At 50.3% G+C, this 21,219-nt stretch carries 22 protein-coding genes and 1 riboswitch; of the genes, 7 read left to right on the top strand and 15 right to left on the bottom strand.

What is annotated here, in order from left to right:
- Positions 1-44: 44 nt before the first annotated feature.
- Together QNH46_RS06200 and QNH46_RS06195 are read left to right on the top strand one after the other, a co-directional pair.
- Positions 45-596 carry a sigma-70 family RNA polymerase sigma factor gene (locus QNH46_RS06200; RefSeq protein WP_283927337.1) on the top strand — a complete coding sequence of 184 codons (552 nt, stop codon included), beginning with the start codon at positions 45-47 and terminating at the stop codon, positions 594-596.
- Positions 589-1,878 carry a DUF4179 domain-containing protein gene (locus tag QNH46_RS06195; RefSeq protein WP_283927336.1) on the top strand — a complete coding sequence of 430 codons (1,290 nt, stop codon included), beginning with the start codon at positions 589-591 and terminating at the stop codon, positions 1,876-1,878. The genes QNH46_RS06200 and QNH46_RS06195 overlap by 8 nt, the downstream gene beginning before the upstream one ends.
- 108 nt (positions 1,879-1,986) lie before the next feature.
- Here QNH46_RS06195 and QNH46_RS06190 read toward each other — a convergent pair whose 3' ends face one another.
- Positions 1,987-3,015 carry a Gfo/Idh/MocA family protein gene (locus QNH46_RS06190; protein WP_283927335.1) on the bottom strand — a complete coding sequence of 343 codons (1,029 nt, stop codon included), beginning with the start codon at positions 3,013-3,015 and terminating at the stop codon, positions 1,987-1,989.
- Positions 3,016-3,121: 106 nt separating this feature from the next.
- Complete coding sequence (locus tag QNH46_RS06185) at positions 3,122-4,018, bottom strand: sugar phosphate isomerase/epimerase family protein (RefSeq protein ID WP_283927334.1); 897 nt, start codon at positions 4,016-4,018, stop codon at positions 3,122-3,124.
- 128 nt (positions 4,019-4,146) lie between these two features.
- On the opposite strand from QNH46_RS06185, the gene QNH46_RS06180 reads away from it, so the two are divergent.
- Complete coding sequence (locus QNH46_RS06180; RefSeq protein WP_283927333.1) at positions 4,147-5,064, top strand: AraC family transcriptional regulator; 918 nt, start codon at positions 4,147-4,149, stop codon at positions 5,062-5,064.
- A gap of 238 nt (positions 5,065-5,302) precedes the next feature.
- On the opposite strand, the gene QNH46_RS06175 is transcribed toward QNH46_RS06180, so the two are convergent.
- Positions 5,303-5,467: a hypothetical protein gene (locus QNH46_RS06175; RefSeq protein WP_283927332.1), complete on the bottom strand. Its 165-nt coding sequence runs from the start codon at positions 5,465-5,467 to the stop codon at positions 5,303-5,305.
- 5 nt (positions 5,468-5,472) lie between these two features.
- Positions 5,473-5,814, bottom strand: a complete 342-nt coding sequence (locus QNH46_RS06170) for a DUF1492 domain-containing protein (protein ID WP_155609639.1) — start codon at positions 5,812-5,814, stop codon at positions 5,473-5,475.
- A gap of 183 nt (positions 5,815-5,997) precedes the next feature.
- Here QNH46_RS06170 and QNH46_RS06165 point away from each other — a divergent pair, with 183 nt between their 5' ends.
- Positions 5,998-6,210 (top strand): hypothetical protein, encoded by a 213-nt coding sequence (locus QNH46_RS06165; RefSeq protein WP_283927331.1) that lies wholly within the window; start codon positions 5,998-6,000, stop codon positions 6,208-6,210.
- 351 nt (positions 6,211-6,561) lie between these two features.
- On the opposite strand, the gene thiE is transcribed toward QNH46_RS06165, so the two are convergent.
- The 6 genes from thiE to QNH46_RS06135 all read right to left on the bottom strand — a co-directional run bounded on the left by thiE (position 6,562) and on the right by QNH46_RS06135 (position 12,421).
- Positions 6,562-7,233 carry a thiamine phosphate synthase gene (gene thiE, locus QNH46_RS06160; protein ID WP_283927330.1) on the bottom strand — a complete coding sequence of 224 codons (672 nt, stop codon included), beginning with the start codon at positions 7,231-7,233 and terminating at the stop codon, positions 6,562-6,564.
- Positions 7,230-8,042 carry a bifunctional hydroxymethylpyrimidine kinase/phosphomethylpyrimidine kinase gene (gene thiD / locus QNH46_RS06155; protein ID WP_283927329.1) on the bottom strand — a complete coding sequence of 271 codons (813 nt, stop codon included), beginning with the start codon at positions 8,040-8,042 and terminating at the stop codon, positions 7,230-7,232. Before thiD ends, thiE begins: the two co-directional genes overlap by 4 nt.
- A complete protein-coding gene (thiM, locus tag QNH46_RS06150; RefSeq protein WP_283927328.1) occupies positions 8,039-8,884 on the bottom strand; it encodes a hydroxyethylthiazole kinase in 846 nt (281 codons plus the stop codon). The genes thiD and thiM overlap by 4 nt, the downstream gene beginning before the upstream one ends.
- Positions 8,885-8,899: 15 nt before the next feature.
- Positions 8,900-9,589 (bottom strand): thiaminase II, encoded by a 690-nt coding sequence (gene tenA / locus QNH46_RS06145; RefSeq protein WP_283927327.1) that lies wholly within the window; start codon positions 9,587-9,589, stop codon positions 8,900-8,902.
- Between the two features lie 156 nt (positions 9,590-9,745).
- A riboswitch (TPP riboswitch) is annotated at positions 9,746-9,850 on the bottom strand.
- Positions 9,851-9,914: 64 nt separating this feature from the next.
- A complete protein-coding gene (locus QNH46_RS06140; RefSeq protein WP_283927326.1) occupies positions 9,915-11,087 on the bottom strand; it encodes a Rho termination factor N-terminal domain-containing protein in 1,173 nt (390 codons plus the stop codon).
- Between the two features lie 653 nt (positions 11,088-11,740).
- On the bottom strand, positions 11,741-12,421 hold the full coding sequence (locus QNH46_RS06135; RefSeq protein ID WP_283927325.1) for a hypothetical protein: 681 nt from the start codon (positions 12,419-12,421) through the stop codon (positions 11,741-11,743).
- On the opposite strand from QNH46_RS06135, the gene QNH46_RS06130 reads away from it, so the two are divergent.
- A complete protein-coding gene (locus QNH46_RS06130; protein ID WP_283927324.1) occupies positions 12,406-14,067 on the top strand; it encodes a DUF2339 domain-containing protein in 1,662 nt (553 codons plus the stop codon). The genes QNH46_RS06135 and QNH46_RS06130 overlap by 16 nt on opposite strands.
- A 184-nt stretch (positions 14,068-14,251) precedes the next feature.
- Positions 14,252-14,791 carry a hypothetical protein gene (locus QNH46_RS06125; protein WP_283927323.1) on the top strand — a complete coding sequence of 180 codons (540 nt, stop codon included), beginning with the start codon at positions 14,252-14,254 and terminating at the stop codon, positions 14,789-14,791.
- A gap of 611 nt (positions 14,792-15,402) precedes the next feature.
- Here the strand turns inward: QNH46_RS06125 and QNH46_RS06120 are convergent.
- Positions 15,403-16,269: a DUF6612 family protein gene (locus QNH46_RS06120; protein WP_283927322.1), complete on the bottom strand. Its 867-nt coding sequence runs from the start codon at positions 16,267-16,269 to the stop codon at positions 15,403-15,405.
- 154 nt (positions 16,270-16,423) lie between these two features.
- On the opposite strand from QNH46_RS06120, the gene QNH46_RS06115 reads away from it, so the two are divergent.
- Positions 16,424-17,029, top strand: a complete 606-nt coding sequence (locus QNH46_RS06115) for an SLOG family protein (protein ID WP_283927321.1) — start codon at positions 16,424-16,426, stop codon at positions 17,027-17,029.
- Between the two features lie 523 nt (positions 17,030-17,552).
- Here QNH46_RS06115 and QNH46_RS06110 read toward each other — a convergent pair.
- The 4 genes from QNH46_RS06110 to desA all read right to left on the bottom strand — a co-directional run bounded on the left by QNH46_RS06110 (position 17,553) and on the right by desA (position 21,004).
- A complete protein-coding gene (locus tag QNH46_RS06110) occupies positions 17,553-18,053 on the bottom strand; it encodes a CYTH domain-containing protein (RefSeq protein ID WP_283927320.1) in 501 nt (166 codons plus the stop codon).
- A gap of 54 nt (positions 18,054-18,107) precedes the next feature.
- Positions 18,108-18,707 (bottom strand): response regulator transcription factor, encoded by a 600-nt coding sequence (locus QNH46_RS06105; protein ID WP_283927319.1) that lies wholly within the window; start codon positions 18,705-18,707, stop codon positions 18,108-18,110.
- Positions 18,704-19,840: a sensor histidine kinase gene (locus QNH46_RS06100; RefSeq protein ID WP_283927318.1), complete on the bottom strand. Its 1,137-nt coding sequence runs from the start codon at positions 19,838-19,840 to the stop codon at positions 18,704-18,706. Before QNH46_RS06100 ends, QNH46_RS06105 begins: the two co-directional genes overlap by 4 nt.
- Before the next feature lie 111 nt (positions 19,841-19,951).
- Positions 19,952-21,004 (bottom strand): Delta(5) desaturase DesA, encoded by a 1,053-nt coding sequence (desA, locus tag QNH46_RS06095; RefSeq protein ID WP_283927317.1) that lies wholly within the window; start codon positions 21,002-21,004, stop codon positions 19,952-19,954.
- Positions 21,005-21,219: the final 215 nt, after the last annotated feature.

The raw sequence follows: 21,219 nt of genomic DNA, 5'->3' as shown, positions 1-21,219 counted from the left end.
TTTTCCCCCGGGTCGTGACTCTTATAGGGGAGTGAGGTGAAGCAATGAATGCGGTTCGATACGTAAAAAAAGCAAAAAAGGGCAACAAAGAAGCGCTGCTCCAACTGATCCTGGCCGAGAAAGACGACTATTACAGACTCGCGTTGACCTACATGGGGAATTCCCATGACGCGATGGATGCCATGGAGGATATGATCGTCAGATTGTACGAGAACATCGGCCAGCTCAAAAAGGAGGAAGCCTTCTACAGCTGGAGCCGAACCATTCTGGCCAACAGCTGCAAAGCCTTGCTTCGCAAGCGCCAGAAGCTGGTGCCGCTGGATGATGCGGCCATGAACGGCAAGCTGACAGAAGACCTGGCCCTTGCCCTTCCTAGCGATCCTTATCGGCACAGTGATCAGCAAATGGATATCCGGCAAATGCTGCTCCATTTAAATGAACAGCAGCAGGAAGCGATCCAATTGAAATATTGGCATGATCTCGATTACCAGACGATTGCGGATATGATGGGCGTGCCGATCGGGACGGTGAAATCGCGTATTTTTCAAGGATTAAAAAAAATGAGAGAGCTCTATGGGGGTGAAACGGATGGATAATATCGAGAAGCGGCTAACAGAAGAGAATCGGCGCCTGAACACCATCGCCGCACCGGAGGAACTGGAAGCCCGGTTACGAAGCGCCCTGGAGGGGGCTGCCCCAGCAAGAACTAAACGGATATCCGTGGTCTGGCGGGCCGCGGCAGCCGCTATATTGTTGATCGTTATTTTCGGCTATAACTATAATGCCTTTGCCTTCTACGGCAAGAAGCTGCTTGGCTTCGACGAGCTGATCAGCAGTACACTGCAGGAGCTGAACGATCAAGGGATGGGGCAGCTTGTGGACAGGAAGGCGACCTTAAGCGACGGAACGGAGCTGACGATTAACGGCATCATGACCGATGCCAACCAATTGATCCTGTACTACACCTTGACGAACCCCAGGGGGATCGATGATTGGAGCGACCCTCCGTTCAAGCCGTCCAGGATTACCGGCTTTCTGACGAACTCCCATTTGGAAAGCGGCGTATCGCAGCCCAACGAGGGCCAGACCGAGGTGAAGGGAACGATCACCTTCGAGCCTGTAAGCCCTTTTGCCAAAAAACTGACGCTGCATTATTTCGAACTTGGGGAAAACAACCAGCTCATCGACCAAACCCTCTCCTTCGCCTATGATCCGAACCAGGCGATGCAGACCGAGGTGAAGCAGTCTATCGGCAAGAAGGCACAAGTAGACAAAGGCACGATAAACTTCCAGTCGATCACCGCTACGCCAACGATGACCATGATTGAAGGCTCGTTAAACGTAGATAACTTTGACCGCCTCCCTGGAGCATTAGACGGGATCGAGCTGATTGCCAACGGAGTGCCTGTAGAGAGGACCGGAAGCGGGCATGGATCTTCTATCGGAGGCAGAAAGTTTGACCTGCGCTACAATCCGCTGCCCAAGCCCTTGAAATCCCTGGAGCTCGTTATGAAAGAATTCGCCGGTTACCAGCAGTTGGATCAAAGGCTGCCCCTCGCGTCGGCTGGCGAAGAGCCCTTCACATGGGAAGGCAAGGAGCTATGGGTGAAAAAAGTAACCATCACGTCTCAAGGTGTGGAAATCACGATCGCGACCGAGGAGGATGTCCTGCTTGACGGCGTCTCGATCGAAACGCAGGGCAAGACCATTTCTTTACGTACGACCGTCGGCCAGATCGAAACCAAGCTGGAGGATGGAACGATCCTGAAGGAACGCACCCTGCTGTTTGATTCGCAGGCCAAGCCGGAGTACCTGCGCATCAAAGGAATGCATTACATGAAGGAATATAATGTGGTTATCGATATTCCCGTCGATTAACAGAGCCGCCGCTTTCGGCGGTTTTTTCTTTATTCTTGTGCAAAAAAATAAAGGGGGAGCATGCCGCTCCCCCTCCTTCCAACCCTTTTCATCTAACCGCTTACTGTGTTACCCCAGCCTAACCTTCCGTCCGCTCTTCGCGCTTTCGATCGCTCCGAGCACCATGGCCATGCTGTGGATGTTATCACGGCAATCGGTCTCGGCCGGACGGCCTTCCTTCAGAGCCAGGAACATTTCATCCAGGCAGCCCTCATGCCCCGGCTTGCCATTCCAGCGCAGCGGCGCCTCCACGCGCACCGTATCGCGCATGAACTTCTGCTCCGCCTGTTCGCCGGCGCTCACGACCTCCGCATAAGGCGCCTGGACGCCGTCCCAAATCGCCGTCCCTTTCTCACCGATGATCCGCCAGTCACCCTCCCAGGACGTCGGAGCGCCTTCCGCGCACCACGAGCCCCGGTAGCTGAACACCGAGCCGTCCGACATTTCATAAATGCAGACGGCCGAGGCATTGCCCGCGTACCAGGAGCCCGGAGGGTTAAACTCATGGCAGTAGACCGATACCGGGTCGGCGCCGGCGATAAACCGGGCTTGGTCAAAAGTGTGGATCGCCATATCCAGAATCAGCGGGCTCTCCATCACATCACGGAACCCGCCGAAATGCGGCCCCAGAAAAAAGTCCGCATTGATCATGCCGGGCCTGCCGATCGTGCCGGAGGTTATCAGCTCGCGCAGCGCGCGGATATTGGCGTCGTATCGGCGATTCTGCATGACCGACATTGACCTGCCTGTGGCATCCGCTGTTTCAATAATTTTACGGGCCTGCTCCATCGTGGCGGCCATCGGCTTCTCGCCAAAGACATGGCAGCCCTGCTTCATGGCCGTCGTGCTGATCTCGAAGTGACTGTCCGGGATCGTCACGTCGATGACCAAATCCGCGCCTGTATCGGCAATCGCCTCCGTCAGTCCGGTATAAACACCGCACGCCAGCCCATAGGCGTCCCGGACTTTCTCCGCCTGGCCAATATGCACATCGACCAGCCCGACAACGAGGGCATCGTCCCGCTTCAGCAGCTCTTTGATCCACACGTTCGACATTCCGCCGCACCCGGCGACCACGATCCGATGCTGCCTGCTCATTGTTCACACCACCTATGATTTAACTTGTATGCTTCGGAATCCATTTCAAGCCCTTGCCAGACATCCACGTCGCTAAGTCCAACTTGGATGATCACTCAGCTCTCCCCTACACCGGGTTTGGCACAAAAGCCCCGCCGCGGCACTGCTTCAAGTAATTCAGCGCATGCACCTGGCCGGTCATTTCCAGCTCGCCCTGATAGACCGGATCATGCCAGCCCTCAATATCGATCGTGCCCTTATACCCGGCTTGACGTAAAATCGTAATAATGTCCGTCCAGTTCGTGTCGCCAAATCCCGGCGTCCGGTGCCAGACAAATTCCTTCGGTCCGTGAATACCGTATTCCTTGACGATATCCCAAGCGATCGTTGCGTCCTTGCCGTGCACATGGAAGACTTTGTCCACCCACTTCCGCAGCTGCGGAATCGGATCGATCAGACTGACCATCTGATGGCAGGGCTCCCATTCCAGGCCAAGATTGTCGGCCGGAACCTCGTTGAACATCATCTCCCAGGCCTGCGGGTTATGAGCGATGTTCCAATCTCCCTTCCACCAGGTGCCGCCCATATCGCAGTTCTCGAATGCGATCCGCACGCCCCGGTCCGCTGCGCGCTTCGCCAGCTCCCCGAATACTTCCTTGAAGCGAGGCAGCGACTCATCGATCGGACGGTCCGTCAGACGCCCGGTAAAACCGCTGACGATATCCGCTCCGAACAGATGCGCATGATCGATCGCCCTCTCCCAGCTGGCCAGCGTATCCGCATTATCCCCTTCTCCTGTCAGCGGGTTGCCGAACACCCCGATGCTGGAAATGACTACTCCGTGCTCATCTATCATCTCCCGAACCTGCTTGGCAAGCTCCGCCAAATCGATGCCGCCCGTTGTTTGCCAGAAGGTGAGGCTGAATGACTCGAAGCCATGTGGCAAAATTTGCGGAATGACCCGTACCGCATCCTGTCCGCCCACCAGCGTGCCTATACGTAACAAATGATTGCCGTTTTGCATTTGCCAACCACTCCTATATTGAGTATATTGTGAAGCATAAGCCCATTGTATAGCGCTTCCCTGAATATATCTCTATACAATCTTGTGCTTTTTGGGTTCTATATTGCGCTAGAGGAGCTGTGCCTGACATGACGCATCCCCAGGAATTGCGGGAGCATACGTATTTTAACGATCCATCCTATCCCTTTAATATATTTCGCCTTCGCCAGGAACAGCAGCAGAAGGGCACCCCTTCGTTCTATTTGCATTGGCATGACCATTTCGAGATTCTGCTGGTGGTTGAGGGAAAGGCCGTTTTCTTGATCGACAGCAATCCCTATGAAGCACTGCCCGGCGATATCATCCTTGTCCCCTCTGGAGCTCTGCATGCAGGTTACGCCGCTGACGAAGGGCCGCTGGAATACTATGCCATCGTGTTTAACGCGGCGCTGCTCCGGCATGGCAAAACCCCCGACCCGAAGCACGCGCTCTATATTGCGCCCTATCTGGACGGAGGTCTGCTGTTTCCTGTCAAGCTAAGTCATCAAGACGAGGAGAATCTGCGCTTCAAGCATGTTCTAGAAGAGATCATCCGCGAATTCAAAAGCAAGCAGCCCGGTTACGAGCTCATGGTCAAAAGCCAGCTGTACATGCTGTTCACCCTGCTCTCCCGCCGCTTCATGCCCGGCGATCAGCAAGGGCGGGCGAATCTGGCCCATACTCGTAACACGGATCGCTTCAAACAGCTGCTGCTCCATATCGATAAGCACTATGCCGAGCCGATCACCGTATCCAAGGCAGCGGCGATGATGAATCTCAACCCGTATCATTTTTGTAAAATATTCAAAAAAACGACCGGCTCCACGCTGATTGAATACGTCAACTTCATTCGGATCAACGAGGCCATGAGGCTGCTGAGCGGCAGCGATCTCACCATTACGGAAATCGCCGGGCAGATCGGCTGCGGCAACCCGAATTATTTCACCAAGCTGTTCAAGCAATACAAAGGCGTGACGCCCTCCCAGTGGCGGAAGGAGGCTGCGGGACCCGGTTTGCAGCGCCTCTAAGCGGAATTTGCAGCTCCGTTATGCCTGCGGTCTGGCGGTCTGGCGGCCCAGCAGTCGAATGGCCTTGTGGCTCCGTCTTCGGGCCAGCGGTCAATTGCCTCATGATCCGGTTATCCCGTTCCCAATAATAAGGGAACATCCGGCCCGGCGATTACAACCGCTGCTGCAACATTTTTTACAAAATATAACTCCAGCACAAAGAAAAAAGAGGCAAACCCCTGAAAGCACAGGGATTTGCCTACTCCTTCCGCTCCTTAATCAATTCCAGAAACTCTAGTATAATATCCGAAACGGCATCTTCCTCCGACGTGTGAATATACTTGCTTACCCGCAGAATATCCCCTTTATAGAGCTCGATGAGCTTCAAGGTGGATTCCTTATCATTCTGCCTTGCTTTATCCAACAGGTTCAGGAACTCACCATCCGGGACAATTCTTTGATCATCTTTCGCTTCCATTTGTTCACCCCTTGCTGACTCATGTTCAACTCACGGGCAACCTCCTGCTCGGTTTTGTCTTGAATATAGATCTTGAATATAATCGATCGGCCCGTGTCAGACGGGAGGGCATTAATCAACTGTCTTACGACGATTTTGTTATCAGAAGATGAGGTGAAACTGGTTGTGGCCGGTTCCATTCCGCCAAATGAACACTCCCGCTTCCGCACGACCTTTGCTCGATACTGAATCCGCCAGGCGATCCGATACACTTCTCTGCGATATTGCTCGTACACGGTTTGTTGTTCTTCCAAAGCTACCTCCCCCTTTCAAAATCATCTTCTACCTATAGGGAAAAATTCTTCGAAAATTAACAACTGAGAAATCACCTTATTTATTGAAATTATAACATTTATTTCTATATTCTTGGTTGTAATTCTCCCTGATTATTTTCTCTATATTGTGAAAGGACATTTAGAAGAAAGGAGGGAGCGATGATGCAGGTTGCTGATATGGTTACGCTGGTCACGAACGTCGGTTTTCCCGTTACTCTAAGCTTTATCCTGATCAAATACTTACTGCAAACGATGGGCGAAAAGCTGGACAAAATGGACGATACGATCCACCTCTTAAGCCAGCAGGTCAAGAGCCTTGAAGCTCATGCCGAAGCTGCTAAAGCTGCAGATCATGCGGACACGAAAACGAAATGAGGAATACAGGCAACGGAAACAGGAGTAGACTCATAAAGCAGCTGCTCGGGAAGCAATCCCCCTTAAGCATCGCTCCAGGCGGGTCGCTTCCTTTCCTATCATCTTGCTCGCAATCTCTTTAGTCTTTATAGAGCCTATAAGGTGCGGCATAGTTTGTACCGAAAAAAGGGGCATTTGTTTATACATTATATGTGCGTGAGCGGAAAAATATGACTCGTATTTAATTAGACGTAAAATTCCAGTTTTTGTTTCTGAGACCAAATAACTGAATTTTTTATACGACAAAAAGGCCGCAGATTCCAGTGATGAATCTGCGGCCTGCTTTGATGCTTCAGAGTCCGCGCCGTTCTGTTATCGTCCGGCTGCCCGGGCGACCTGCTCCAGCAGATCTCCGGCAGCTTCGCGCACATTCGCCGCCTGCGTAACCGCGGAGATGACAGCAACGCCGTCCGCGCCTGCTCGTACCACCTCAGCGGCACGCTCTGCGGTAATGCCCCCAATACCGACGATCGGCAGTTGGATCCCTTGCGCCCGCATCTCCTGGATCATTCCCGTCCCCTGCACCGGGCGCGCGTCATCCTTGGAGATCGTCGGGTAGACCGGGCCGACGCCGATATAGTCGGCGCCGTGAACAAGCGCTGTCCGCGCCTCCTTCACCGTGTGCGCGGACACGCCGAGGATGCGGTTGCCGATCCGTGCGCGAACGGCTCCCGCGGCTTCATCGTCCTGACCGACGTGGATGCCGTCCGCCCCAATCCGGGCGGCTAGCTCCACGTCATCGTTGACGATGAATGGCACCCCGGCGCGGCGGCAGGCCGCTTGCAGCTCAAGAGCGAGCGCAAGCTTGGCCTCCCCGGTCAGCGCGCCCGGGCCCTTCTCGCGGAACTGGACCATCGTCGCGCCCCCGCTCAACGCTTCCTCCACGACGCGCAGCGGCTCCTCCCGGCAGTTCACGCTGCCGATGACCAGGTACATCTGCAAGTACCGGCGCATTTGTTCAGGAGAGATGCTGCTGCCGCTCATCGCTCCTGCTCCTTTCTGCGGCGAAATGCCCAGTGATTCGTCGGGCCATGCCCCTGCCCCAGCTCCAGGCTGTCCTCAATCGCAGCCTGGATATAATCGCGGGCCATCTGCACCGCCTCGAGCACCGGCAATCCCTTCGCCAGTCCGGCTGTTATCGCCGCGGAATAAGTACAGCCCGTTCCGTGCGTATGAACGGTATGAATCCGCCGGCCCTTCAGCTCCGTGCAAGACGTGCCGTCATAGATCAGGTCGACCACCTGCTCGCCATCCTCGTCGTGTCCGCCCTTGATCACGGCAACTGCCGGGCCATAAGCGCAGATGCGCTTGGCTGCCTCACGGCGATCCGCCATCGAGCGGATAGTCATGCCGGACAATGCCTCGGCTTCCGGTATATTCGGCGTGACGATCAGCGCCAGCGGCAGCAGCTGCTCCTTCAAGGCTCGCACGGCTTCCGGCAGCAGCAAATCTGCTCCGCCCTTGGCGATCATCACCGGATCAACGACGACATTGCGCCAGCCATGCTCCTTGATGCGTCCAGCCACCGCTTCAATGATCTCGGCGCTGAACAGCATCCCCGTCTTCAAGGCATCGACGCCAAGATCGGTGCTTACGGCATCGATTTGCTCTGCAGCAGCTTGCGGCGGCAGCGGGTACACGCCCTGAACACCCAGCGTATTCTGCACCGTGATGGCCGTAATGGCCGACATGCCGAAGACATCCAGCTCCTGGAATGTCTTGAGATCGGCCTGTATGCCCGCACCGCCTCCGCTATCCGAACCGGCAACCGTAAGTGCTCTGGCTATGTTCATATCAACGCCTCCCCTGTGGCGGAGGCCTGAAATTCTCGAACCGCAGCATGTCCCTTCAGGGAGTGAGGGTGAAGTTTGGCCAACTCATCGAGAAAAGCGGCTTGGAAACTGCCCGGGCCGATTTCAGATGTGCGCTCAGCCGCCCGGGAGGCAGCCGCGCCGTAAAAGGCCAGCCCAGCCGTACCCGCCAGCAGCAAATCCTTCTCCACCGCGGCAAAAGCGCCCAGCACCGATGTCAGCAGGCAGCCTGCTCCCGTCACCTGGGTCAGCAGCGCATCCCCGCCGCTAACGACCCGGCACAGGCTCCCGTCCGAGATAACATCCTCCTTGCCTGTAATCGCTACGATCGCATTCAGCTGCCGCGAAGCCCGCAGCCCAAGTCCGGCGTTCTCATTGTCGGCGCCATCTCCGGCGTCAACGCCTTTGATTTCACGCGACTCGCCGATAAGGTTGGCGATTTCCGCCGCATTTCCCCGCACGAGGGAGACCTTCACCTCGCGGAGAATCCGCAGCGCCGACGCCGTGCGGAACGCCGTTGCCCCGGCCCCAACCGGGTCAAGCAGCACCGGTACGCCATGCTCGTTCGCCGATTTTCCGGCGATGATCATCGCCTCGACCTGCTCCTTCGTCAACGTGCCGATGTTGAGCACGAGCGCCCCGGCAATTTTCGCCATATCGGCCACCTCCTCCGGCGCATACGCCATGACGGGAGATGCACCAAGAGCATATAGCCCGTTTGCTGTAAAATTGGTAACTACTACGTTGGTCATATTATGAATAAGCGGTTTGGTTCTCTGAACCTTTGTAAGAAGTGCTGTTATATCGTTTTCCAGTGTATTCATTATGATCCGCCTCACTTATAATGCGTATTCCGCCGTATTCATGGACACCGGCCAATCCTGAACGTTATAGGCCATATCCCAGAACATATACTCGAGCTGGCAGCTCAATAGATAGTGCTCGGTCATTTTTTTGCGTTCAAGCTCGGTCGTAATTTCCGCCCACTTGTCCAGACGCTCGGAGAATTTAGCGGTCGTATTCGTCCGCGTCGCATAGAAATGGATCCATTCATAGAATGGATGGGCCTCGGTCGGCTGCACTTCTCTCATCAGCTTCTCGCCAATCTCCAGGTAAGTCCACGGACACGGCAGCAGCACTGCCATAATTTCAGCCAGGCTTCCTTCATGAGCCACGTTCAGCATGTGGCGGATATAATGATGTGCCCCCGGAGCGAGCGCATAACCCTGCATTTCATCATAGCTGACTCCGGCAACCGCACAGAAGTTATGATGCGGATGAACTTCACTGTTCAGAATGAAAGAGATTTGCTGATTAAACATTTCGATCTCGTCGCGGCTCGAGCATTTGGATATGGCAATGCCGTAAATCCGCATATACGCCGTTAAATATTCATGATCCTGCTTGACGTAGTGAATGAGCTGCTCCTTCCGCAAGTCGCCGTTAGCGATTCCTCTCACAAAAGGGTGTTCAAAAATAGCCTGAAAGATACCGTCCGCCTTCTGTCGAAGCTCCTGCGTAAAACTCATGGTTCCCCACCTCCGGATATAATGCGAACATGATCAGGAAGCCGTTAGGGACGATGCCGCACATGCAAAAATACCAAAAAGGCCGCTCCATCAATGGAGCGGCCTCATTCAACGCCACCTTTACACGGGCAGCAAGCTGCAATAAGTGTCAGGCATCGGATTCCGACTCCACTTTCCTACGCTAGTACGAACTAGATCAGGTTCAAAGGGTCCAAGATTACGATCTTGTCTCAGCCGCTGCCGGCTCCCCTAGTGGACTTCCTATTCATTTTCACTATTACTGTATCTGTCTTTACAAGTGTTGTCAAATTTTTGGCATTTCATTTTATTTGCCGCAGCATTTTTTGTACTTGAAGCCGCTGCCGCACGGGCATGGTTCGTTGCGGCCGATTTTGGTGACGGACACCTGGCTTTTGTTCAATGGACTTAGCTGGCGATGTGCCGCTCTCAGCTCCACATTTCCGGAAATCCGGTTCATCTCAAAAGGAGTATGACCTCTATGGATCCACAGTCTTGTATGGTTGTACACATCGTTCATTAGACCGATAACCGTATCCGCCTGCTCCATGCTTTGGAATTTCAGGCCTCTTCTCTCGAATTCACGGATCAGCTCTCCCGAGGTCGCTTGCATCGTGCAGGCTAACTGTATATCGTCGATAAGATAGTCGATCATTTCCGCATCCCGGGAAATTTCCTTCATGATGTATGCTCTCAGCTTCGTCAGCTGCGGCGTCATCTCGAAGTAATCTTCATCGGCGTATTTCAGCAGCTCTTCGCGTTTCGGAATGAAATAAGGCTTGCCTTGTACTTGCGCCAGCAGTTCTTTAAGCTCTCCTTGCGAATCCTCTAGAGACAAATATCCGTCGACGATGAAGCCGTCCTCCATCGTATAATTCTGTTCTCTGCTCGTTAACTCTCCAAGCAGCTCCTTGAACCGTTTCTGATCGAGCTGTTCGCTGTTCTGCGCATTGTAAATTTCAATGACCTTATCCGGCTCAATCACACCGTATAAGTGCGTCATAGCTAATATATACTCATGAACGAGCTGTACACTCGCCCGTTGTTGATGGAATTTCGCGTGATCCAGCTTGGCATAGGCTTCTCTAATCTCGTCCGGCATGACGACATAAAGCTGACCCTCGCTGAAATAAGTAAATACTAGCCCACGGTTCATTAAATACCAGTAGTGCTCAATTAGAATGAGATTGTTCTGCAGAACAGGTTGACGAAGAAGCGATTCGAACAATTGCCATTCCAGGCCGCCGACAATCAGCAGGGCGGATTGCAGATGCTCCGCATCGGTCATGTATGCTGTTAGCGCTTCTATTAATTCTTGCTTTTTCATCTTGGAACGTCCAGGCAAATTGCAGGCCGAAGCAAGCGATGACAAACGGACCTTCGTCAAATCTTGAAGAATGTCAGGCAGGCTTGTCGTCACTTCCCCGATAATCGCATGCTGGATATTCATTTGTTCAAGCATTTCATTATAATCTTCCAAGTTCAGTTCTCCTCTTTCAATTCCTTGTTTCCTTTGTATTTCTTTTTGCCTCATACCATCATTATACCACCGGATAATTCTCCTATTTCGGGCTCAACTACATATACTACCACACAAATGGCATCTAGGAGAGGGATTCTCAGCAAAATTCATAATTTGGTTGTTAGGTTTGCAATCGACATTGAGATGCATAAACACCAAACGCAGCATATTAATTGGAAATGATGTAACTAATTAGGCGTAAAATAACTATTTCTGGGGATTAGATGGATTTTTGCGCCTAAAATGAAGGATTCAGCCCATTGCTGGCAATTTCCCTTATTCTAATGACAAGAAATCCATGTAAATCGAATTTCCCTTTCTTGCTGCAGGAACTAACTGCTATAAATCCATTTATTATAAGTTAAACAATAAAAATTCGGTACTATAAACCTAAAGTATTCACTTCCAAAATATGGACTTGAAGGATTGCCAGCCATCCGTTATTGTCAATGGTTGATCAGGTATCGTAATCAGAGTGTTCAACATTTAAACAAGCAGAGGTGATACGAACTTGGATAAAGACAAAAAGATCAGAGAACTGGAGGAAGAATTAAGAAAGATAAGCGAACAACTGTCTGAGCTGAAACAAGGCGAAGGACCTGTATCAAAACCTATGTACCCGGTACTAGAAAAGGAAGCGAACCAGGATCCCGCCCTTGATTCGTCCCTTCGGGCACAGCGGCAGGGTCAGCAATCCGGACCGCCGCCATGGAACCCGCAAGCCCCACAGCAGCAACAACTGCACCCGCAGCAGGAACATTTACACTCCGAGCAACAGCTGCATCCACAGCAGGAGCTTTTGCATCACCAACATCAACAACATCAGCAAGTTTACCGGCAACCAGAACAACAACATCATCAGCATCATCAGCAACAACAACAGTATCTAAACGACCAACGTCAGCAACCGGACCCGCAACTAGAGCAGCAGTCCCAACAACAGCACTACCAGCAAGATCATGTCCAAAATCAAGACACATTCGTTGGCATGCAGCATAACCAGCAGCAAACTGACCATCCTGGGTGGGATCCTCGTCGCTCGCAGCAACATCAATATCAGCATCCATACCAGCATGAGCAACAACATCAATATCAGCATCCACAGCAGCATCAACAACAACAACAACAACAACAACAACAACATCAATATCAACACCCACACCAACATGAGCAACAACAGGAGCAGCAACAAGGGGGGCAACAGGGGAGCTTACAACACGATCATCAACAAATGTACCAGCAGGAGCCGCCACATTACGATCAGCAGGGGCACTCTTTGAGTCAGGAAGCATCCCCTGATGCTCAGCAGTACAGCCAGCAGCAACAGGCACTGTTCCTGAACCAGGCGCCTCCTGCGGGAGCGCCATATCCAGGCCAACAGCCGGAATTCCAGCAGCCTCCGTATGTGAAGCCTCCGGCGAATACACCCCGCTCCTCGCAAGATTGGGAATACGCGATTTCACGGGTATGGCTGCCGCGGGTTTTCATCGTGGTGTTATTGCTCGGCGTACTCTGGCTGTTCATGGCCGCTGTCAACGCCGGATATTTAAATGAGCCGCTGCGCTGCCTGCTAGGAGCCGTCCTCGCCGCAGTCATGTACTGGTTTGGAGACAGGCAGGTTCGCCAGCAGCGCGAGGCGTTGGGGCAGGTCCTTCTAGGCGGAGCGAACGCCGTGCTGGTGCTCACTCTATTTGCCGCGCATATGCTCTATAACTTGATACCGCTTGGCATTGCCTTTGTCCTGTACATCATGTCCATCGCCTTTGGCGTGTTCATAGCGGTTCATCATCGATCGCAAACGCTGGTCATCATTGCCTTGCTGTCCGGATACCTCATACCGTTTCTGGTCAAGTCCCCGGCCAGCCCGTGGATGTTCGTGCTGTACGAGGCCATTTTTTCTATCGCCATGATGCTCGTAGCAATGCGTTTCAATTTCCGGGCCGCTTATATCGTAGCCATTTCCGTCCCACATGTACCGCTCTTAATCCTGTATGTGCAAGGCCTATACGATAAGAGCAAATATCTCTTCTTAATCGCTGTATTATTACAGCATTTCGTATTATATGGAATTACAGTGGCCCGACGCTACCGGCATAAGCTGGATCAGATGATTTTGCTGCCGATTGGCTTTTTCCTGCTCTCCCTTTGGATCATCGGACTGTACTCCGGAGAGGAAGGATACACGTTCAGCATTCTAATGGCTTTATTGTCCATCCTGTATAGCGTGACCACCGTGCTGTCCTTAAAGCACAAAGAAATGTCGCAGCTATTCGCTTCCATTGCTACATACGGCTGGGTCGTATTTATCGTCGACAGCGTAGGCAACAACTACAAGGCCAGCGTGCTGCTTGTCTTGGGCATGCTCTCCTTCGCGCTTGGCATTAAGCTGAGAAGCCTGCTGCAGCAAATCGTCGGCTTAACCTTGTACTTGTTTAGCGCATTGCTTATTTTATTCAGCCTTATACCTGCGTTTTTCTCCAGCGAGACGCTGGCCTGGTTTTTGCTCGTAATCAGCATGCCGATTCCATATTTTATGGTAAAAAATGAACAGGAGCCTAAATGGATCCATTCTCTTTGGAACGTCTTCAACTGGGTTGAGGCAGCGCTTTGTCTCATTTTCCTAACCCAGATTGCCCATGTATTAAGCAAATCCTTCAGCAGCGATGTCCAGCATTTGAGCTTGTCCGGCGCATGGATTCTTTATTCGGCCGGCCTGATTATTTTCGGGCTGATCACGAACCGCTCCCGCGTCAGACTGGCAGGCGTTATTTTCTTGTTTGTCATTTTGCTGAAAGTCGTGATTATTGATTTGCCATGGGTATCGATCGGCGTAAGGGCTGCATTATTCATCGCCTTGGGGCTTGCGGGAATAGCTACCTCGAGATTGCTTTATAAAAAGAAGCAGGACGAGGAGCAGCCCATGTCCCCGGATGCATAAACAAGCACCAGAACAGCAGAGCTGTGTGTAAAATATTAGCTGATTTCTTGGCAGCGTTAGAGGAACCGTCTTTTGGGCGGTTCTTTTTTCTGCGATACAACCATTGCTTCGCATATAACTTGCCACCAGGATTATGATATAATCACGGCACAATGAAATTTATGTAATTTTAGGGAGGCAGTACATGCTTACGTTCCAACAGAAAATCCACATTCTTGAATCCTTTCCCCAGCTTGAGCGCCGGGACGTATCGCTGGGTCGCGTCAACTTCCACTATGAAGGCAGCAACTATGACAAAAAAACGGTCGGCTATCATCTGCATCCGAACGGCAACGGCTTTATTTATGCCGGGCGGCTCGATCGGCCCGATGTGAATGATAAAGGCTTCGTCAACATTCGCGACTTCACGGAATCCGAGCTTCGCCAACTGGTGCAGCAATCGATCGATTCACTGTCCGGGCTGAGTGCAAGTTATTCCGGTTCCCCGGTACCAGGCACAGCAGCCGCTGCAATAAGCGGTGATACAAGCGGGTCAGATACACAAGCGGCACCTTCAGGCGAGAACTCCAGTGAAGAGCTTTGGCATGACCCGGAAGGAACCAGCCTGCTGCTCAAGCCCGAGGACGACTTATGGTACGTTTACGCCGGCTCCACCATTGAAATGGTGTTCGAGACCCGTGAGGAAGCAGAGGAATATTTGCGCGAGGAAGGCTTTGCACCTTAGGGGAAGGCAGGGCTGCCCTTCTTATATAACTTCAAAATAATGCAACCGCAACTGATAACCACAGTCCAATGCTCTAGAATTGGCTGTGGTTTTTTTCGCATACAAATAACTTTTGTCAAGATGAATCAAAAAAGTGTTTGAAATTAGACACAAAATGTTTAATAATATGTAATAAGGACGACACAGATTGTTCACAAATTATGAATTCAGCATTCACAAGGAGCTGATCCGTATGCAAAAGCCAAAAACAGAGTATAAAAACGAAAGCAACATATTTGCCTGGATTGTCGCATTAGGTACATTCTATACACTGTTCTATACGACCTTTACGATCCTGGCCATTCACGGTTAATAACAATCAGAACATAAGAACTTAGGCCTTTCTGAGAGCCAGAAAGGTCTATTTGTGTGGAGCGGCTTCAGGCACTACAGGATATATTCGAGGGATCGCCGCTTGGGGATGTGCCGAATTACCAGCCGACGCTTTTAACCATTCTTCCATTCAGCACAACCACAGTGCCCGAAGGGCGCCTGATGCTGCCAGCCCACCAATATAAGATAACCGCCGAACCCGTAAGTTCGGCGTTATCGTATTATCGGAGCAATTAAACTTAAATTGCGCTATCAATCACGTCTTGCGGAATTTTTATCTCATCCAACGCATTGTGATTGGAAATTTGACCGTTCGAGCTCATTACCCATAACGTGAACTGATCTTCGATTTCCATCTCCAATTCCAAATACATGTCAATTCTTGTTGGAAGATATGTTTCTTTATCTATAGCATTACTGAGCTTGATTCTTTTAATCGTAAGCATTTCCAGCATTGCTGCCATTTCCTCTTCTTTATCGATGGCTGCTTGACCTATTAGGCTTGCTGCCAATTCTTTATATTCGTCTCCCGAAAGATCAGCAGACAATATATATTCATCCCCTTCTTCGATAACCGTAACATCCTTATTCATTAACTTGAAATTCTCCAATCGAGCTTCTAGGCTAGATGCTTGTTCCATTCTCGAAATCAAACCTTCCTGCACAACCTTAGGAATCCTAACCCAAGCATCATCCGTTAAAATATAGATACCTTCATTCGTTATGTATTGCTTAATCTCTGTTTCGCCTTCTTCTCCGGCGTCCATTTCCAGATCTTGGTAAATAGCGAATGGCTTCTGTTGAACGTCTATCATCATAACGGTTTTGGTGTTATTGCTTGCTTCTTGATCGCCTTGCTTTACCGTCATCTTTTGATCAACATTCCCTTGCATCGAATAGCTCTTTAGAGCTTTGGTAGCTTCAGATGATCTCGTAATCAGTTCGTCCGCCGTAGGCAAAGGATCTTCAGCTAAAGCAGACCCAGCTTTGTGTATACCTGCGTTCGTTGCAGGTGTATTAGCGCTTCCCGCCTCATTCTCCTTTCCACAAGCTGTGATGTTTACTAGTAACATTGCCCCCAATAGTACTGCTGTGAATTTCGTCAAAGATTATTTCCTCCTAATTACTTAGTACCCTGAACATAATAATCAAATTGCACCAAAACTGAAACTATTGTTCCTGTCAGGTAGCTATCTCACGAAAGCTATTCTATGATTATAAATAATCCAAAAAATTTTAATAGAACGAAGGAGTCCTACATTGAAGAACTTATTCGTGACCGGTTACCGGGCTCATGAGCTTGGCATTTTCAATAATAAACATAAAGGAATCCCCTATATTCAGCAGGCGATCCGGAACAAGCTGATCCCTCTTCTGGAGGAAGGCTTGGAATGGGTGATCACTCCCGGACAATACGGCGTCGATCTTTGGGCTTGCGAGGCCGCCATTTCGCTCAAGGCACAGTATCCGCAGCTGAAATGCTCCATTATTACGGCATTCAGTAACCCAGAGGAAAAGTGGAGCGATGAGAAAAAAGTGTATTACGAACAGCTGCTGCGAAGTATCGATCACTATGCCGCGGTAAGCAAAGAGTCTTACCAGGGCAAATGGCAGTTCATAGCGAGGGACGAGCTGCTCCTGCGTAAAACGGATGGCATTCTGCTCGTCTATGACGAAGAGATGGGCGAGGCCAGCCCAAAGTTCATCAAGCAGCGGGCGCTTCGCAAACATGCGGAAGAGGGGTATGAAGTCCTTACCATCGGTGCCGAGGAAATTCAATCTTTGGCCGAGGAAGAGGCGGAAGCCCAGTTTAATGATGAGCAAGCTTATGAATGGCTTGATCCTGGACAGGAATCATCAACATAAACGGATAGTCACGGCTCGAACAGCGAGAAACTTTACTCAACCAGCGAGCGAATATATTACTTTTTGCAGGAGTTATTACTCGGCAGTGGGAGCAGCAAGCGCTCCTTCAACGCGGTCTATAGCTTGATTTAATACTCGGTTCTCTGACTATCCAATTTAATTGGATTTCGTGTGTTTATTCTATTCTGATCAGCCAATAACGAGAAAATAGATGGATACCGTGTATCTATAAACGTTATATTCATCGGATTCGCTTTCTTTCTTCGCTATTAAAGACACGAAATCCAGTTAATTATACGCTTTACGACCGCCTGTATATTTGAAATACCAAAAATCCATCTATTATCCATTGTTCGATCGCTGTTATCGAAACTTACCTACTAACCCGGAGAACCCTATTTTTTGGCGCAAAAAACTGTCCCCCAGCCCAATCCGGTCGACCAACCGCCGTCATGCAGCGAACCCCGCGCGCTGGGAAGGCGCGCGGGGCGAAAAGCAGTAAGATGGCATCGAATCTACAAGTTCAACTCGAGCGCTCCTGCAGTTCCTTCCATACTTTCTTGTTGCTATATTCCTTATTCGTGCTAATGTCCAGACCGAACCAGTCCGGCGGCGTAAACCCGATCGCTTCCTCTTCGGATGCAAACTCCACCTCAAGCACCATCAAATCAATTTGATCATACAGGTCGACCTCAATGATTCGTCCGTTCCACTTCGCCGTTACCCGGTTCTTTGTCAAGGGCACTGCCTGGTGTATCCCTGTGATCTGTTCGTAGATCCCTTCCGATATTTCGTACTCTACTTCCTCCCGAAGCAGACCATGCCCCTTCTTAAAGGTATGCGTATATGTGACCTCGCCTGTAGCCAAGTCCTCGATTTTACGCACGCGCAGTTCCTGATCGCCAGCCAGCGCCAGGTAGGTCTGCTCGATTCGATGCTCTGATTGCAGTTGCAGCTCCCCTTCTTCGATTAAAGATTGGGGAATCTCCTGAAGCAGAAATTTACGCTCAATTTCGAATGACATTTGCTGACACATCTCCTTCTCTATGATGACTTACGATGGAGAGTAGCCCGAAGCCTACTTAAACCATCCCTTCTCTTTAAAACGGGTAATGGCCTCGATTCGATTGCTTACTCCCAGCTTATCCAGGATGACGGAAATATAATTGCGAACCGTCCCTGTAGTAATGAACAGCTCGCTAGCAATTTCCTTGGTATTTTTCCCGTCGGCGACAAGCCCCAGTACTTCTTTCTCCCGCTCGGTTAACGGGTTCACTTCCCCGTAGGCCTCGTCTACAAGCTCTGATGCGTAAATTCTGCGCCCCGCCATAATACTGCGAATAGAAGTTGCCAATTCCTCGCTGGGACTGTCTTTCAGCAAATACCCGCTTGCCCCGGCTTTAATCGCCCGTTCAAAATACCCCGAACGAGCAAAGGTCGTCAGAATCATCACTTTACAGCCGGAGCCTTTCAGCTCTTCTGCCGCATCCAGACCATTCTTCACGGGCATTTCAATATCCATTATACAAATGTCCGGCTTATGCTGATGAACTAGCCGGACTGCATCTTCCCCATTGCTAGCCCTGCCGACTACCTTCATATCTTCCTCCAAATCAAGGATTGAAGCAAGAGCTCCGAGCAGCATGCGCTGATCTTCGGCAATGACAATTCGGATCATATCGATGCCTCCTCTACAGGTTGTTTTAATGAGCTGGGTACTTTAATCGTCAGCACCGTCCCTCCATTTGAAGCAATTTCCATGCTCCCGTTAACAAATTCGAGGCGTTCCTTCATCCCTCGCAGACCATTTCCCTTGAAATAGAACGAGTTGACGGCTATGCCTACCCCATTATCCTGTATTGTAACGATTAATTCACCACGAGACGGTCTAATTGCAATAGAACAGGCCGTAGCGCTGCTATGCTTGACGATGTTCGTTACGGCTTCCTTAAGACACATGCTGAGCACATTCTCATTCATCAACGAAATGTCCAGCTGCTCAGGATCCCCTTCCAGCGAGAATTCAATTTGAGCAGCCTTCAATATTTGCTTGATCCGAAATATCTCATCCTGTAGTCTCGTTCCTCTCATCTGAGTAACCAACTCGCGAACTTCCTTCAATGCCACTCTAGCTGTCTGGCGCACATCAGCAATCTCAGCCTGTGCTCGGGATGGATTCTCAGCAATCAACCGGCCTGCAAGATCGCTTTTCAGACCGATTAAAGACAGCTTCTGGCCAAGCGTATCGTGCAAATCCCGAGCAATCCGCTGACGCTCCTCCAGCTTCACCAGCTCCGAAATCCGCTTGTTGGCATCCTCCAACTGTCCCTGCAATCGATCGCTCTTATTGCGGTTATACGTCGTAACGGGCAGCAGAATAACGCCGATCAAGCTGACAAGAACGAATGGGAGCTGCGTAATGAACCACGAGGTTTTCGTAAGAAATCCCCAATTTATCGTTACCACCGTTGTGACCAGGTGAATGGTATACAACGTAATAAAGCCTACCTTGTTTTTGATATTTCCTATGAAGAAGGCCAGAAACAAAGAGAAATACACATAGCCGAATAACATCGTCATCGTAATTGAAATAGCGATCTGCAAGCTGGTCCAGAAATATACCTTCCAGCCCCTGGACACAAATGACAGAACATAACAGGCGAAGAAAGCGATGATCAACAAGCTTCCCAACACAATCTGGTAAGGCGCAGACGATCGGAATATGAAGTAAAAGGGCAAAATGTAGAAAACAACCCAGATGTATGGACTTAACCCGGTATTTCTTTGAAAAATCTGATACCATTTCTGCATTTTCCCCACCACCTTTTGTTAAGATGATTCATTTTTTTCAATACCCCATTATGCAGTTAGTATAAACAAAGAACAAGCCCATTACTATCCAAATAAAGGGCTTGTTCTTCTTTATTTCGCTTGAACGCTTGGTAACGGACTAGGATTGTGACCAACAGTAGGTTTGCGCTGAACCTCCTTAAGCTCCTTAAAAGAAATAAACGTCTTGCTCCGTTCGTCCCACAGACGGAAGCGCAGCGATTTAAGACTCGTTCTGATTGTGATCGTCGTCGCTTTCTGCAAGGGCGGCGTAGCCTCATGGGCCTTCTCCAGATTGTAGTTCGGCACCTTCGGGCTCAAATGATGAACATGATGGAACCCGATGTTGCCAGTAATCCATTGCAAAATTTTCGGCAGCTTGTAATAGGAACTTCCTTCCACCGCAGCGTTCACATATTCCCATTCTTCATCATGCTCAAAGTAAGAATGCTCGAACTGATGCTGAACATAGAATAACCAAATGCCCAGCATACCGGATACGAAAAAGATCGGCAGCTGCACGAGCACAAAGGCCTGCCAGCCGATCGCCCATATTAATAATCCATACAAGCCGACTAGCGCCACATTGGTCACGTAAGTGCTAATTCTTTCTTTTTTTCGCGCATCCTTGCGATTAAAGCGATACGCCACAAGAAAAATATAGATCGGTCCGACAACAAGCATCATGAATGGATTGCGATACATCCGATAGACGAATTTCGTCCAGGCCGAGGCAGCGATATATTCATCGATCGTAAGGAGCCACATGTCTCCTACGCCGCGCTTATCGAGATTACTGCTCGTTGCGTGGTGGATCGAGTGGGTATTTTTCCATTGCTGATAAGGACACAGTGTGAGAACACCCGTGATCGTCCCTAGTATTTCATTAGCCAGCCGGCTCTTAAAAAAAGACTGGTGGCAGCAGTCATGAAATATAATGAAGGTTCTGACTAGAAAACCGCCAGCAATGATGGTGATCGGCAAGGTCAGCCAATAGGATACCGAAAGGCTTAAATAAGCGCCATACCATAGAAGCACGAGGGGCAGCAAGGTATTGAACAGTTGGCGGACACTTGATTTCATGTCAATCTCCTCGTAGGGAGCTACGTTTTTCTTCAAATCTGACAGACGGCTGGATTTGTTCATCTTTTATTTTCCTCCCCTGGCCTGACGTACCAATATGAATCAAACGACTGGAACGTCGAAATCTTTGATGTATTCTAAGTATAAAAAATACGGCCTAGGTCAGACAGATACATCCGTCAGGACTTGAACATGATAAATGTCATGTCCGTACCTGTTTATTCCGTTGATTCACCTTTCAACTGGTCTACATCAGAACATAACAAACCAGCAGTAAA

The organism is Paenibacillus woosongensis (assembly GCF_030122845.1).
Lineage (GTDB): Bacteria > Bacillota > Bacilli > Paenibacillales > Paenibacillaceae > Fontibacillus > Fontibacillus woosongensis_A.
This window is presented reverse-complemented; position numbering and strand designations above follow the sequence as displayed.

Bases quoted from the DNA above. Each gene is read 5' to 3' on its own strand.
- QNH46_RS06110 (WP_283927320.1), bottom strand. From the start codon at position 18,053: ATGTCATTCGAAATTGAGCGTAAATTTCTGCTTCAGGAGATTCCCCAA.
- tenA (WP_283927327.1), bottom strand. From the start codon at position 9,589: ATGAGTTTTACGCAGGAGCTTCGACAGAAGGCGGACGGTATCTTTCAG.
- thiD (WP_283927329.1), bottom strand. From the start codon at position 8,042: ATGAACATAGCCAGAGCACTTACGGTTGCCGGTTCGGATAGCGGAGGC.
- QNH46_RS06180 (WP_283927333.1), top strand. From the start codon at position 4,147: ATGACGCATCCCCAGGAATTGCGGGAGCATACGTATTTTAACGATCCA.
- QNH46_RS06165 (WP_283927331.1), top strand. From the start codon at position 5,998: ATGCAGGTTGCTGATATGGTTACGCTGGTCACGAACGTCGGTTTTCCC.
- QNH46_RS06100 (WP_283927318.1), bottom strand. From the start codon at position 19,840: ATGCAGAAATGGTATCAGATTTTTCAAAGAAATACCGGGTTAAGTCCA.
- desA (WP_283927317.1), bottom strand. From the start codon at position 21,004: ATGAACAAATCCAGCCGTCTGTCAGATTTGAAGAAAAACGTAGCTCCC.
- QNH46_RS06125 (WP_283927323.1), top strand. From the start codon at position 14,252: ATGCTTACGTTCCAACAGAAAATCCACATTCTTGAATCCTTTCCCCAG.
- QNH46_RS06185 (WP_283927334.1), bottom strand. From the start codon at position 4,018: ATGCAAAACGGCAATCATTTGTTACGTATAGGCACGCTGGTGGGCGGA.
- QNH46_RS06135 (WP_283927325.1), bottom strand. From the start codon at position 12,421: ATGCTTCCTGACTCAAAGAGTGCCCCTGCTGATCGTAATGTGGCGGCT.
- QNH46_RS06190 (WP_283927335.1), bottom strand. From the start codon at position 3,015: ATGAGCAGGCAGCATCGGATCGTGGTCGCCGGGTGCGGCGGAATGTCG.
- thiM (WP_283927328.1), bottom strand. From the start codon at position 8,884: ATGAATACACTGGAAAACGATATAACAGCACTTCTTACAAAGGTTCAG.
- thiE (WP_283927330.1), bottom strand. From the start codon at position 7,233: ATGAGCGGCAGCAGCATCTCTCCTGAACAAATGCGCCGGTACTTGCAG.
- QNH46_RS06200 (WP_283927337.1), top strand. From the start codon at position 45: ATGAATGCGGTTCGATACGTAAAAAAAGCAAAAAAGGGCAACAAAGAA.
- QNH46_RS06195 (WP_283927336.1), top strand. From the start codon at position 589: ATGGATAATATCGAGAAGCGGCTAACAGAAGAGAATCGGCGCCTGAAC.
- QNH46_RS06105 (WP_283927319.1), bottom strand. From the start codon at position 18,707: ATGATCCGAATTGTCATTGCCGAAGATCAGCGCATGCTGCTCGGAGCT.